Here is a 13529-nt window from a genome sequence, read left to right on the forward strand (position 1 = left end):
CGCATCGGGGTGTCAACCCTCGGTTGACACCCTCGAGGGCGCAACCTACGGTTGACGCATGACGAACCCCGACACCACGTCATCCATCCGTCTCGACGACCTCATCGCGGCCATCAAGAAGGTCCACGAGGCGCCGCTCGACCAGCTCCAGGACGCGGTGATCGCCGCGGACCACCTGGGCGACGTGGCCGACCACCTGATCGGCCACTTCGTCGACCAGGCCCGGCGCTCCGGCGCGTCCTGGACCGACATCGGCAAGAGCATGGGCGTCACCCGGCAGGCCGCGCAGAAGCGGTTCGTGCCCAAGGAGTCGGCCGACCTCGACCCGAGCCAGGGCTTCAACCGGTACACGCCGCGCGCCCGCAGCGTGGTGATGGCGGCGCACAACGCGTCCAAGGCCGCGCACAACGCCGAGGGCCTGCCCGAACACCTCGTCCTCGGGCTGCTGGCCGAACCGGAGGGACTCGCCGCGAAGGCGATCGCCGAGCAGGGGGCCTCCCTCGACGCGGTCCGCGCGGCGGCCACGGCGGCGCTCCCGCCGGCCGTCGAGAACGCCCCGGAGCTCGTGCCGTACGGCCCGGCCGCCAAGAAGGTTCTGGAACTCACCTTCCGCGAGGCCCTGCGCCTCGGCCACAACCACATCGGCACCGAGCACATCCTGCTCGCCCTGCTGGAGCACGAGAACGGCCAGGGCGTCCTCAGCGGCCTGGGCATCGGCAAGGAGCGGAGCGAGCAGTACGTCGCCAGGGTGCTGGAGAAGATCGCGCAGGCGCAGGAGAACGTGCTGGACGGGTCCTGACCCTCGCGGGCGGCGGCAGGGAGGCGTTGTCAGACCCCCCTGTCACACTCACCGCATGGCCGACCGATGGGCGCTCGCCCCGGCCGAGGACGGTGGCGTGGACGTCGCCCCCCTCGGCCCGGACGGGCTGCCCTCCGGACCGGTGCGGCGGGAGGCGGACGCGGCCAGGGCCGTGCGGAGCCGTCCCGGCGTCACGCGGTGGGTGTGGCGGTCCACCGCCGAGGTCTACCCGCGCCTGCTCGCCACGGGGGTGCGAGTCGAGCGGTGCTACGACATCGAGGCCGCCGAGACGCTCCTCCTCGGCCACGAGGGGCGGTACGGGGAACCACGCTCGGCCACGGCCGCCCTGGCCCGGCTGCGCGGTGGCCCCGTACCGCCCGATCCGCCGCAGCGGTCCGCGGAACCGGGCTCCCAGTCCTCCCTTTTCGAGCCCCAGGGCGTCCACCTGCCCCTGACGGACCTCCTCGCGGTGTACGCCGAGCAGCAGCGGCGGCACACGAGCGCCGAGCACCCCGACCGCATGCGGCTGCTCACGGCCGCCGAGTCGGCGGGCATGCTGGTGGCGGCCGAGATGAACCGCGCCGGGCTGCCCTGGAGCGCCGGGGTGCACCGCGCGCTGCTGCACGACCTGCTGGGCGAGCGGTACGCGGGCGGCGGCGAGCCGCGCCGGCTGGCCGAGCTGGCCGAGGAGGTGTCCACCGCGTTCGGCCGCCGCGTCCGCCCCGACCTGCCCGCCGACGTGGTCAAGGCCTTCGCGCAGGCCGGCATCAAGGTCTCCTCGACCCGTAAGTGGGAGATCGAGACACTCGACCATCCGGCCGTGAAACCACTGCTGGAGTACAAGAGGCTGTACCGCATCTGGGTCGCCCACGGCTGGTCCTGGCTGCAGGACTGGGTCCGCGAGGGCCGTTTCCGGCCCGAGTTCCTCGCGGGCGGGACGGTGACCGGCCGCTGGGTCACCAACGGCGGGGGCGGGCTCCAGATCCCGAAGGTGATCCGGCGGGCCGTGGTCGCCGACCCAGGATGGCGGCTGGTCGTCGCCGACGCCGACCAGATGGAACCACGCGTCCTCGCCGCGATCTCCCGCGACCCGGGCCTGATGGAGGTGGCCGGGCGGGAGAGCGACCTGTACCAGTCGGTCTCCGACCGGGCCTTCTCCGGCGACCGCTCCCAGGCCAAACTCGCCGTGCTCGGCGCGGTCTACGGCCAGACCTCCGGCGACGGCCTGAAGAACCTGGCGGCACTCAGACGCCGCTTCCCCAGAGCCGTGGCCTACGTCGACGACGCGGCCCGGGCCGGGGAGGAGGGCCGGCTCGTGCGGACCTGGCTCGGCCGGACCTGCCCGCCGGCGGCCCGGGGCACGGACGACGCGACCGAGGAAGCGGGCATCCCGGCAGCCGAGGCGGACCAGTCCGACGACAGCGCCGCGTGGGTGCCCGGCTACGCCTCCACCAACGCCCGCGCCCGTGGCCGCTTCGCCCGCAACTTCGTCGTCCAGGGCAGTGCCGCCGACTGGGCGCTGCTGCTGCTCGCCGCGCTGCGCAGGGCCTGCGCGGAACGGGCGGCCGAGCTGGTCTTCTTCCAGCACGACGAGGTGATCGTGCACTGCCCGGCGGAGGAGGCCGACGCGGTCGTGGCGGCCATCCGCGAGGCGGCGGCCCTGGCCGGTCGGCTGACCTTCGGGGAGACGCCGGTGCGGTTCCCGTTCACGACGGCTGTGGTGGAGTGCTACGCGGACGCCAAGTGATCACCGGTGAGCCGCAAGGAGTTCACGCGGTTCCGTGGTCGGTGCCGGCCCGTGGTCCGGTGGTGACCGCGGCGCACCGAGGCGGGCGAGGCGTTGATGCGGAGCCCGGAGCCGGGGGCCGGGAGTGCGGACCCGGGAGCCCGGAGCCGGGGCCGAGCCCGTCCCCCGGCAGGCCGCGGTCGGTCAGGCAGCGGCGGATCCCGGGGGGATGCCGTCCTGGTCGAGGCCGGGTCCCACGGCCGCGGCGAGGACCTGCTCGGCGACAGCGGCGTACCAGTGCGGCGCCGTGCCGGCGGTGTCGACGGCGTTCCTCTCTCGGGCCCGTTCACGGGCGAAGTCGCGCACCAGGACGTGCGGCACATAACGGCCGTACGTCGTCTCCTCCAGCAGGGCCACGTCGAGCAGGCGGTCCAGGGCCGCCTCGGTGCGGGGTTCGCCGATGCCGGTGAGACGGGCGAGGAGGGGGACGCCGTAGGCGGGCAGGTCGAGTGTGCCGATACCGCGCAGGGTGCGGGCCGCGTCCCGGTCGGCCTCACGCTCTGAGGCGGCGAGCGCGTCGTACGACACCTCCAGGGAGCGGCGGACGCTCAGATCGTCGTACTCCAGGTGGCGCAAACGGCTTTCGGCGGTGGCGAGTTGCCCGGCGAGCGTCTCGGGCGTCAGGCTCCGGCGGGCGGCGAGCCGCGCGGCGAGGACCCGCAGGGCCAGCGGGAGCCCGCCGGCGAGCCCGACGAGAAGCCGGGCGGCGTCCGTGCCGTCCAGTCCGTCGCGACCCGAGGCGCCGCGCAGGAGTTCGGCGCTCTCCTCCTCCGACAGCGGGGCGAGCGGGAACCGGGTCGCGCCGTCGAGGGCGGTCAGCGGCGAACGGCTGGTGACGATCACCGCGCACCCGGCACCGCCCGGCAGCAGCGGCCGTACCTGTGCGGCGCTCGCGGCATCGTCCAGCACCAGAAGCGTGCGGGCCGGTGCGAGCAGCGACCGGAGCAACGCGGCCGCGGCGTCCGGCTGCTCGGGGATGCGGCAGGGCTCGATTCCGAGGTCACGCAGCAGCGCGGTGAGCGCCTGAGCAGGGGTCAGAGGGGTCCTGCCCGGGGCGGCGCCGTGCAGGTCGAGGTGCAACTGCCCGTCGGGGAAACGTTCCGCCAGGTGGTGGGCGACCCGGAGGGCGAGCGCACTCTTGCCGACGCCGGCCATGCCGCTGATGACGGCGACGGGATGGGGGCCGGGTGCCGTGAGGGCGTGGCGCAGGGAGTCGCGTACGGCGCCGCGGCCGACGAAAGGGGCCGGTGACGGAGGCAGTTGGGCGGGCGGAGGCACCGGCCCGCCCGGTTCACCGGGTGACACCCCGGCGGCCGGGCACGCCGGCACCCTGCCCCTGTCACCCGGCTCCCCGGCACCGCCGTCCCCCACGGCCCCCCGCAGCACCTCCACGTGCGCTTCCCGCACCCCCGCTCCCGGTTCGATGCCGAGCCTGCCGACGAGACGGGTACGCAGGTCCCAGTGGACGGCCAGGGCCTCGGCCTGACGGCCGGTGCGGTGCAGGGCGAGCATCAGCTGCCGGTGGTACACCTCCCGCAGCGGATACTCACCGGCCAGCGCCGCCAGCTCCGGCACCAGCTCGTGCAGCCGCGGTCCGCCCAGTGCCAGTTCGGCGTCGTAGCGCCACTCCAGCAGCGACAGCCGGGCCTCACCCAGCCGCTGCGCGAAGGCGTACCCGCCCACCTCGGGCGGCAGCCCGGCGAGCGGCGCGCCCCGCCACAGCCCGAGCGCGGCCGCGCACTCGTGCACGACCCGCTCCCAGGCCTGGTCGGTGTGCGCGGCCCGCGCGGCGGTGACGTGTCCGTCGAAGACGTGGACGTCCAGCTCGCCCTCGTCGAGCCGCAGCACGTACCCGGACGGCACGGTACGCAGCCGTCGGGGGTCGTCGAGCAGCCGCCGCAGCCGGGCGATGTGATTGTGCAGCGAGGCCCGGGCGGAAACGGGCGGCGCCCCGCTCCACAGCGCGTCCTCCAGCGCTTCGGCGGAGACGACCCGTCCGGCGTCGAGCAGCAACGCGGCCAGCAGAGCCCGGGACTTGGCGCTTACGACGGGCGTGGCCTCACTCCGCGGCCCGCCTCGATCGTCGCGGAACAGCACCGGTGGGCCCAACAACCCGAACCGCATCATCGCGCCACTCCCCCCGTGCACCCCGCCATGGCGGTTTTCCACCCCTGGGCGGCGAATTTCCGCCACCTGGCCTTCACGCGTTGCGTCGGGATCAGCCGACGCCCTGGCCGTCGTCGGCCTCGGTTCGGCGACTTCCGGCCGATCGGCGGATGCCGCAACGGCGAAGCGTTGGCCACATGTTAGCGATCCGTTGGCAAAGCCTGATGTGATCACTGCATCGGATCTGGCCCGGTGGTGCGCGCGTCTGGACGCGCAACTCGGGGGAGTGTCGCCGCCGCGGCCGGGTCCGGGTCCCGGCCGGCGAGGTGAACGGCCGGGACCCTCTCCATCTCTCCGGCTGGTCGGACTCCGTCGACGCGTCAGATGACGGATCGCTCGCAGGCGATGGGCGACACGTCTGGTGACGGGAGACCCGTCGGACCACGGGCGGCACGTCAGGTGACGGGGGCGCGTCAGATCACGGGCGGCACGTCAGGTGACGGGGGCGCGTCAGATCACGGGCGGCACGTCAGGTGACGGGGGCGCGTCAGATCACGGGCGGCACGTCAGGTTGCGGGGCGCGTCAGGTTGCGGGGCGCGTCAGATCACGGGTGGCCGTCCCAGCCGAGTGAGCCGCCACACCGTCCGCCACCGCATGGGCCGCCGCTCCCCCGCCGGCTCCCGTACGCCCTCCACGAATCCGCCGAACCACGCGCGCAGCCCGGCACCCGACCGGTTGCGGGCGAGGGTGAGCAGCACCCACACGCCCAGATGGACGGGGACGAGCGGGAGCGGCAGCCGGCGCCGGGCCAGCCAGACCCGGTTGCGGGCGTTCACCCGGTAGTAGATGGCGTGCCGGGCGGGCGAGGTCCTGGGATGCCGGAGCAGCAGCTCGGGCGCGTACAGGATCCGCCACCCGGCATCCACCGCCCGCCACGCGAGGTCGGTCTCCTCGTGCGCGAAGAAGAACTCGGCGGGCCAGTCGCCGACTTCGTCGAGCATCGCCATCCGCAGCCCGTGCCCGCCGCCGAGGAAGCCGGTGACGTAACCACCGCGGTGGGGGTCCGAGTTGCCGAGACGGGGCACGTGCCGCTGCTGCGTCTCGCCGAGCTCGTCGGCGATGCGGAAGCCGACGACGCCGAGCCGCTCGTCGGCGGCGAACAGGTCCCGCACGCGGCGCAGCACGTCGGGGTCGACGAGCAGTCCGTCGTCGTCGAGATCCACCACGACGTCGATGTCGCCGAACTCCCGCAGCCGCTCCAGGGCGGCGTTGCGCCCGCCGGGGCAGCCGAGGTTCTCGTCGAGCTCGACGGTGGTGACCTCGCCGGGCAGCGACAGTCTGCCGGCGAAGTCGGGCAGCGGGCAGCCGTTGCCGACGACGACGATCCGCTCGGGCGGCACGTCCTGCTTGGCCACGGACTCCAGCAGGGCGTCGACCTCGTCGGGCCGGTTGCCCATCGTCACCACGGCGACGGCGATCCTGGGCGCCCCCATGTCCTCACCTCGTACCCATCGGCAGCTGACTGATTGACGGGCGATGCTAGCCGTTCACGGTAGGGACGTCTTAAGGATGCCTGCCGGACGGTAGTGCGCCTACGCCGTTCAGCGCAGGCGGCACCCGACCGGAACGGGCACAGGATGTCGGGTGCGGCAGGGCACGCGCTGCCTAGCGTGAGGCACGAAAGGAAGGAGACCGGACGTGCTGGACCGGCTCAACCAGGCGATGGACCGGATCGAACGCGACCTCGGCCACACCGTCGACGCGGCCGAACTGGCGCGTACGGCATGCACCTCGGAGTACCACCTGCGCCGCATGTTCTCGGCCCTGGCCGGCATGCCGCTGTCGGAGTACGTCCGCCGCCGTCGGCTGACGGTCGCGGGTGCGGAGGTGCTGGCCGGGGACGCGACGCTCCTGGAGGTCGCGGTCCGCTACGGCTACGGCTCCGGCGAGGCGTTCGCGCGGGCGTTCCGCGCGATGCACGGCGTGGGCCCGGGCGAGGCCCGTCGCACCGGCGCCGCGCTCGTCTCCCAGCCCCGGTTGACCTTCCGCCTCACCGTCGAAGGGAGCAGCAGCATGCACTACCGCGTCATGGACCGCCCGGCCTTCACCGTCACGGGCTTCAAGACCCGGATCCCCCTGATCCACTCCGGCCCGAACCAGGCGATCATCGACTTCGTCCGGGGCCTCGACAAGCCCGCCGTGGAGCACCTGGAGAACCTGTCCGACCAGGAGCCGCAGGGCCTCGTCGCGGTCTGCGACGACCTGGATCCGAGCCGCGCGGAGGGCACGGAACTCGACTACTACCACGCCGTGATCACCTCGGACCCGGCACCGGCTCCCGAGGGCACCACCGCACTCCCGGTACCGCCGGGCACCTGGGCGGTCTTCACCACCTCGGGGCCCGCCCCGCAGGCCATCCAGCGCCTCTGGCGCGACGTGTACACCGAGTGGTTCCCGTCCAACCCCTACCGCACCCGCCCCGGCCCGGAGATCCTCCGCGCCCGCATGTCACCCGACGGCACGGAGGCGGACGCCGAGCTGTGGCTGCCCGTGGAGCGGGAAACGTCCCGCTGACCTGCCCGGCCCCCCGCCACCATGCGGACGTTGGCGGGGGACCTGCCCCGGCACACTGCCGAGGTGCGTTGACACAGCGCCCGGTCGAGCGGCGAGCCGGACATGCGTAGGGCGGCAGCCGCGCGAGTGCCGAGTCCGCCGCTCCGGCTCCGCTGAGCGAAAGGTTCCGGCATACCGCTGTTCATGCCGCTGTGGCCGACACCCGTTTGTCTGGGGCGCGGCTGCCTGCAGGGCTGCATTCATTAACCGCCCGATCCGTACCCGCGCGCGTCTCGACCGCGGCGGTCCAGACGTTCGTCGCACGCCTGCCGGACCTCGCCCGTACCGCCCGCGCCAATGGGCCTGTGCAGCCGTTACCAGCCCGCCGCCGGCCCGGCGAACCGTCAATCGGGCGGTGCCCGCGACAGTGTCGCCAGTTGCCGCGGCGAATCCAACCGATGGAAAGCCAACTCCAAAGCCAACTCCGATAAGGGCCGACAAGTTGGCCGAGCTGGAAGATCAGTCGAGCACGGACAAGATCAGCAGCGAAATGCTAAGCAGTGTTCGAGGCTCGCCGCAATCCGGGTGTGGCCGGTGCGGAGGGAAACAAGGCGCCCGACCCCAAGAGGCTTGATTCTCGTCCGGAATAAGTACCCTCAAGGGAGAAAATAGGGCTGTAATTCACAGACTCAAGGGCTGAGGCATTCGCGAACACCCCAGCCCTCTGTAGCTTGCTCGCCAAGCCGCGGCAGGGCCGCGATCGAGAGAGGACAGCCTGCCCCATGGCCCGGCTGGCAAGAAGTTTATTTCTGGACTAGCCGTGCCGACGGACAGAACTTCGCCAATCGGCCGACACCTCACATAACGAGGAGCCCCGATTCCATGGCCCGAACAACCGCAAGAGTCCGATTTGGGCAGTTGAGCTTGGCCAAAATGATCCCGACCGTGCGCTTGACTCCATGTTCGGAGATACTCAGCGATCGAGCGACCTGTCGGTTGCTCAGCCCCTCGGCAATCAGGCGCAGCACCTGGTGTTCACGTGCCGTCAGTGAAATCATCGACGCGCGCTTCGAGGTGGTGTGGTCACCGGCCTGGTCGGACGCTGTCACGGACCGTCGTGCCAGGGTGGCCGACACATGAAATCGTCCGGCCTTCACGTCGACGATCGCTTCGCGCAGGGACTCGGGGCAGAGATCCGCCCAGTCCAGGAACCCGTTTGCATGATCGGCCCAGGATTGCTCGACGACGTCTGCCGAATCCACCAGGATCAGTACATGTGCCTTCTGGATGCGCAGCTTTTCAGCGATCTCGCCGGGTACAGACCCCAAAGCATTGCTGTCTGAAATGACCAGTCGGCCGTTGCAGAATGTCGCGAGATCTTCGGCATTCGTGACAGTTTGAACTGTCAACTGGATGTCGAGCGAACGAAGCATTCCCTCGATACTGTATCGACGGATGTCGTCTTCGATTACCAGTGCTATCTCAGTCTGTGGCAGGGATCGCCCGGCCTGCAGGAAAGCTCGCCCGCCAGATATGCCAGGAACCAAGTCGCCTATCCGGCTGCTGTAGTTTCCGTGTTTTTCACTGCCCGGAACCGGTTGCCAAGTTAACCTGCCCTTCACGCTGCCCATATCAGCGATCCCCCGTTGTCCATATCAGTGGTCCCCTCATTTCCTCTTGTTGAATCTGGAAGGTTCACCCACTGATAGATGAGCATGGCACGGAGTGACGTGAACTGTCCACCCCGGACTAGTCAGCACACTCGGAGGACAGGGCATCCCTGAAGTAAAATTGCAAGTAAAAATTTCACATAGGACCGCGGAACTGTTTGCCGCGTCCGACCCCGACCTGATCGCGTATGCCGGGTTCATCCCGAGGATCCGGTGGACCGAGCGGATGGACTCGGACGGCGGACGGGACGGTTTGGGAAGCCGGACGAGTATCCGGAGATGGTGGTCGACTGCGTACGAAAGCGACGATCCGTAAGGAGGCGGCGGCGAAGAGCCGGCCTGCCGGTCTGGTCGGTATCGCGCCGGAGAAGGTGGTGGCCGCTGGGCAGGAACATGAGCACTGCCCAGCGGGCGGGCTGCTGCGGCTGCCGGCCGAACGCCACAGCTACAGCCACAGCCACAGCCACAGCCACAGCACGACGCAGTACAGCCGGTTGAAGTATGAGGCGGCCGAGCACCTCGGCGGGGTGTCCGGGCGGCGGGTACAGCACGCAGGGACTCGGCATCGAAGCCGACTTGTACGACCCGCAGCCCGACGTCGGCTTCACCCCGGGTGCGCCCGCGGGGACGACGCGGGCGCCGGGTTGTCAGGCGGGCTGGGCGGTGATGGTGCAGAGGCGCTTGGTGGCCCGGGTCAGGGCTACGTACAAGTCCCTCTCCCCACCGGGGCGGGCCGTGATGATCTCCTCGGGGTTCATGACGACGACCCCGTCGAATTCCAGGCCGCGTGCCTCGGACGCCGGCACGACGCGTGCGTGGTGAGCGACACCCTGGGCCGTCAGCTCGCTCACCCTGGTGTCCGCGCAGATCACTCCCAGAAGCTCGCCCGGGTGCGCGGTGCTCTGGGCGCGGAGTTCCTGGACGACGGCGGTGACCAAACCGTCCGGAGGTGTGGTCACCGTGCGAGGGCTCTCACCGCTTCGCAGTGACCGTGTGGGCTGCTGGTCCGGAGCGATCCGCGTGAGCAGGTCCCGGACGCTCTCCAGGATCTCCTGCGTGGTGCGGTAACTGACGGTCAGGTTGTGCAGTTTGAACCGCGGTCCGACGTGAGGGCTCAGTGCTTCCTTCCAGTCGCGTGCCGTCGCGACCGGGCCGGCCTGGGCGAAGTCACCCACCAGCGTCATCGCCCTTGCCGGGCAGCGGCGGACGATCATCCGCCACTGCATGGCGGTCAGTTCCTGCGCCTCGTCGACGACGACGTGCCCGTATGTCCGCTCCGGGGGGCCGTCGACCAGGCTCGCCGCCTCGTCCAGCAACGGCACATCGGCATCGGTCCACGGGTCGTCCGGACCGCGCAGCAGCAGGGACCGCTCCTGCGCGGTCAGGCGGGGCAGGTGCTCGGCGAGAGCGCCGGCGTCCGTCAGGAGCGCCTGCACGAGGTCACCGGGTACCAGCCGCGGCCACAACACCTCGACCGCTCGGTCGACGCCGGCGTCGTCGAGCAGATCGGCTCGGATGGCGTCCAGGTCCAGCTCGTGGACCGGCCCCGGGTCGGCCGCACCTTCGACACGGCGCTGGGCGACTCCCGTGAACCGGTCGAGGTTCAGGCCCGTCATCCTTTCGGTATCGGCGTCGATCTGCTCCAGAAGGTCGCCCATGTCCCGTTGCATCGCGTCGGTGACGGCGTCGACCAAGAGCTCTTTGAACACCTGGCGCGCGGGATTGTGCCCCGATACGGCCGCCAAGGCGGCGTCGCGTGCCGTGGCGACTTCCTCGCCGGAAAGGTGAACCGGTTCCTGTCCGACCCGCACGGTGAAGTCACCGGCGGGGGCTTGGTGGACGCGCAGCAGGCCGGCCAGGGCGTCGGCGAGGTCGGACCTTCCCTTGATACGCGCCGTGTCGAACGGGCCCACCGTGTCCGTGGACACTCCGGCCAGTTCCCGGCAGGTCGACAGAACGACGTCGTTCTCTCCGAGCGAGGGAAGGACCTGGGAGATGTAGTCCAGGAAGCGGGCGTTCGGGCCCACCACCAGGACACCCTCCTCCGTGGCGCGCGGGAACGCGTACAGGACGTAGGCCGCCCGGTGCAGGGCGACCACCGTCTTGCCGGTGCCGGGTCCGCCCTGCACCACGGTCACCCCGCGGTGGGCGGAGCGGACGATCTCGTCCTGCTCGGCCTGCAGCGTCGCGACGGCCGCGTGCATCCTGCCCGTACGCCGTGCCGACAGAGCCTCGGTCAACGGGCCGTCCCCCACGACGTCCTCGTCGGTCGGGGCGGTCCCGTCCAGCAGTTCGTCGCTCACCGAGACGACCGTGCGCTCCTCGAGGCGAAGGTGCCGGCGCCGCCGCAGGTCCATCGGGTGGACCGGTGTCGCCTCGTAGAAGGGCCGCGCCGCGTTCGCGCGCCAGTCCACGAGCAGAGGCAGGTCATCCTCCTCCGTGTGCAGTCCGATCCGCCCGATGCGCAGGGCCGTACCGTCCGTCCAGTCGATGCGCCCGAAGACCAGCCCCTTCTCGGCGCCCTCCAGCCGGCCGATTTCCTTGGCCAGACGCTCGGCGGCGTTTTCTCTCTCGTATGCCTCACCGGCGCTTTCAGTCTTTGCCTTCAGCAGACTCGCACGCTGTACTCGCGCCTCGGAAATCCGCTCGGTGAGCAACTCGTACAGGGAGGACACATAATCCTGCTCCAATTCAACCGCACGCGCAGCGGAATCATTCATTTTCGACAACAAGGGCTCCTTCGGTTCGCGCGGCGGAGCGAGGCTCTGTGCTGCGGGCCTCCTCGTGGTCCGGCTCCGGTGTCGGACTCTTCCTCTTTCCGGCGGCAGGCAAGGCGATCAACAACACGGCTGTCGCGACGAGCGCGATGAGCGTGATCCAGACCGCGCCGACGTGCATGGCGTGGATGAACGCACGATCGGCAGCCTCCGCAAGAGCGGGCCGGTCGAGAGTGGCGGCGACATGCCGGGCCTGTTCTGCGGAAACCCGGGCGCTGTCCTGATGCGCCTTCGGGACATCGCTCAGCGAGGGTTCGATCGCGCCTCGATACGCGATCGACATGATCGTGCCGCCCACCGCGATCCCGATCACACTGCCGGCCTGCCGCGCCGTGTTGGTGACGGCCGATCCGGCACCGGACTGTTCCAGCGGCAGGCTGCTGAGCAGTGCTCCGGTCACCGGGGCCAGGACCATTCCGACGGAAAGGCCCTGCACCAACAGAAGGATCTCGATCCAGACGAGCGGGGTGTCCAGATCAAGGAATCCGACCGCGCCAAAGCTGAACGCCGCCACAGTGATCGATGGCACGGCGACAGGGCGCAGCGACCACCGGCTGACCAGACGTGCGCCCAGGGGCGCCCCCACGACAGCGCCGACCGCGGTCGGAACATTGGCCAAGCCGGCCTTCATCGGCGAGTAGCCCAGTGCCCCCTGCATGTAGAACGCGTTGTAGAAGGTCACGGCAGCCACAGAAAAGAGCAGCAACGCCATGGACGCGTTGCCACCACCGAACATCCGCTGCGCGAGCATCCGGGGATCAAAGCTCGGTGCCTTGGCCCTCAGTTCGACGACCACGAAGGCGGCCAGCAGGACGACCCCGACCGCGATCGGCGCCCAGACGTCCCAACGACTCCAGTCGTCCACCTGCCCCGCCCGGATCAGGCCGTAGGTCAACGCCGCGAGTCCGCTGATCGACAGCAAGATCCCTGCCGGGTCCAGCGGCCGCACGGTAGGGCTGCGGAAGTTGGGAACCAACAGGACGACCCCAGCCAATGTCAGCACGACGATGGGGACGTTGACGAGAAAGACCGAACCCCACCAGAAATTACTGAGCAGGAGTCCCGCCAGTACCGGGCCCGCTGCCATTCCGACACCGGTGGAGGTCGAAGAAATGGCGATTGCGGTTGCCCGCCCGGGGCCGGTGAAGGTCCACAACAGGATGGCGAAGTTGGCGGGCATGATCAGTGCGGCGCCGACTCCCATCGCGGCCCGGGCGGCAATCAGCTGGCTAGCGTCGCCTGCGTACGCCGCCCAGATCGAGGCCCCGCCAAAGATCACCAAGCCGACGGCGAGCACATTCCGGTGGCCGAAGCTGTCGCCCAGTGCGCCGGCGGTGAACATCAAGGTTGCGAAGACCAGAGTGTATGCGCCTGTGGCCCATTGCAGCTGACCGGGATCCGCCCCCAGTCCATGGACCGGGTCCGCGAGGGTCTCCAGCGTAGTACTCAGGACAGTATTCTCCAGCCAAATCAGCAGAGAACACAGCATGAGAATGGCGAGAATCAACCGCTGCCTGGACTTCGGCAACGTTAAGGACGCGGCCATGAACACCTTCGGATATCGATCGACGGGAACTTGACCGACTGGAATATAAGCAAGCTCCACAACGCTGTCAAGCTCGGAGTTTCTCGCCGAAACCATTGCGACCGAACGAACTATATGCCTCTGCCAGATTTGCCGACTGAGCAGTTTTATGCCTCTGACGGATTTGCGAGTCGAAGAATTTCATGCCTCCAGGAAGCTGTCGCTCTGCGTTCTGCTTACCGTCCGGTGTGTCCGTCGGCCTCTCGGAGCCGTCGAAGGACCTCGACGGCTCCGAGAGGTGGGGAACTGCCG

The 13529-nt window shown here is 70.0% G+C and carries 8 protein-coding genes; 3 read left to right on the top strand and 5 right to left on the bottom strand.

The window, feature by feature from the left end; all coding sequences use genetic code 11:
- Window positions 1–58 precede the first annotated feature (58 nt).
- Both ABTX60_RS22505 and ABTX60_RS22510 read left to right on the top strand, forming a co-directional pair.
- A complete protein-coding gene (locus ABTX60_RS22505; RefSeq protein WP_352098782.1) occupies window positions 59–799 on the top strand; it encodes a Clp protease N-terminal domain-containing protein in 741 nt (246 codons plus the stop codon).
- 55 nt (window positions 800–854) lie between these two features.
- Entirely contained in the window at window positions 855–2546 is a 1692-nt protein-coding gene (locus ABTX60_RS22510) for a bifunctional 3'-5' exonuclease/DNA polymerase (protein ID WP_352098783.1), read from the top strand.
- Window positions 2547–2729: 183 nt separating this feature from the next.
- On the opposite strand, the gene ABTX60_RS22515 is transcribed toward ABTX60_RS22510, so the two are convergent.
- Both ABTX60_RS22515 and ABTX60_RS22520 read right to left on the bottom strand, forming a co-directional pair.
- A complete protein-coding gene (locus ABTX60_RS22515) occupies window positions 2730–4712 on the bottom strand; it encodes an AfsR/SARP family transcriptional regulator (protein ID WP_352098784.1) in 1983 nt (660 codons plus the stop codon).
- A gap of 579 nt (window positions 4713–5291) precedes the next feature.
- Window positions 5292–6185: a glycosyltransferase family 2 protein gene (locus ABTX60_RS22520; protein ID WP_352098785.1), complete on the bottom strand. Its 894-nt coding sequence runs from the start codon at window positions 6183–6185 to the stop codon at window positions 5292–5294.
- A gap of 205 nt (window positions 6186–6390) precedes the next feature.
- Between ABTX60_RS22520 and ABTX60_RS22525 the strand changes: the two genes are divergently transcribed.
- Window positions 6391–7266: an AraC family transcriptional regulator gene (locus tag ABTX60_RS22525; RefSeq protein ID WP_352098786.1), complete on the top strand. Its 876-nt coding sequence runs from the start codon at window positions 6391–6393 to the stop codon at window positions 7264–7266.
- Window positions 7267–8102: 836 nt separating this feature from the next.
- On the opposite strand, the gene ABTX60_RS22530 is transcribed toward ABTX60_RS22525, so the two are convergent.
- The 3 genes from ABTX60_RS22530 to ABTX60_RS22540 form a co-directional block, all read right to left on the bottom strand.
- Window positions 8103–8876, bottom strand: a complete 774-nt coding sequence (locus ABTX60_RS22530) for a helix-turn-helix transcriptional regulator (protein ID WP_352098787.1) — start codon at window positions 8874–8876, stop codon at window positions 8103–8105.
- 686 nt (window positions 8877–9562) lie between these two features.
- Entirely contained in the window at window positions 9563–11590 is a 2028-nt protein-coding gene (locus ABTX60_RS22535; protein WP_352098788.1) for a HelD family protein, read from the bottom strand.
- A gap of 37 nt (window positions 11591–11627) precedes the next feature.
- Entirely contained in the window at window positions 11628–13334 is a 1707-nt protein-coding gene (locus ABTX60_RS22540; protein ID WP_352098789.1) for an MFS transporter, read from the bottom strand.
- Between the last annotated feature and the right edge of the window lie 195 nt (window positions 13335–13529).

It is taken from the genome of Streptomyces sp. NPDC126510 (assembly GCF_040302345.1).
GTDB lineage: Bacteria > Actinomycetota > Actinomycetes > Streptomycetales > Streptomycetaceae > Streptomyces.

Coding starts and splice junctions, on each gene's coding strand:
- ABTX60_RS22510 (WP_352098783.1), top strand. CDS start 855: ATGGCCGACCGATGGGCGCTCGCCCCGGCCGAGGACGGTGGCGTGGAC.
- ABTX60_RS22530 (WP_352098787.1), bottom strand. CDS start 8,876: ATGGGCAGCGTGAAGGGCAGGTTAACTTGGCAACCGGTTCCGGGCAGT.
- ABTX60_RS22540 (WP_352098789.1), bottom strand. CDS start 13,334: ATGGTTTCGGCGAGAAACTCCGAGCTTGACAGCGTTGTGGAGCTTGCT.
- ABTX60_RS22505 (WP_352098782.1), top strand. CDS start 59: ATGACGAACCCCGACACCACGTCATCCATCCGTCTCGACGACCTCATC.
- ABTX60_RS22515 (WP_352098784.1), bottom strand. CDS start 4,712: ATGATGCGGTTCGGGTTGTTGGGCCCACCGGTGCTGTTCCGCGACGAT.
- ABTX60_RS22520 (WP_352098785.1), bottom strand. CDS start 6,185: ATGGGGGCGCCCAGGATCGCCGTCGCCGTGGTGACGATGGGCAACCGG.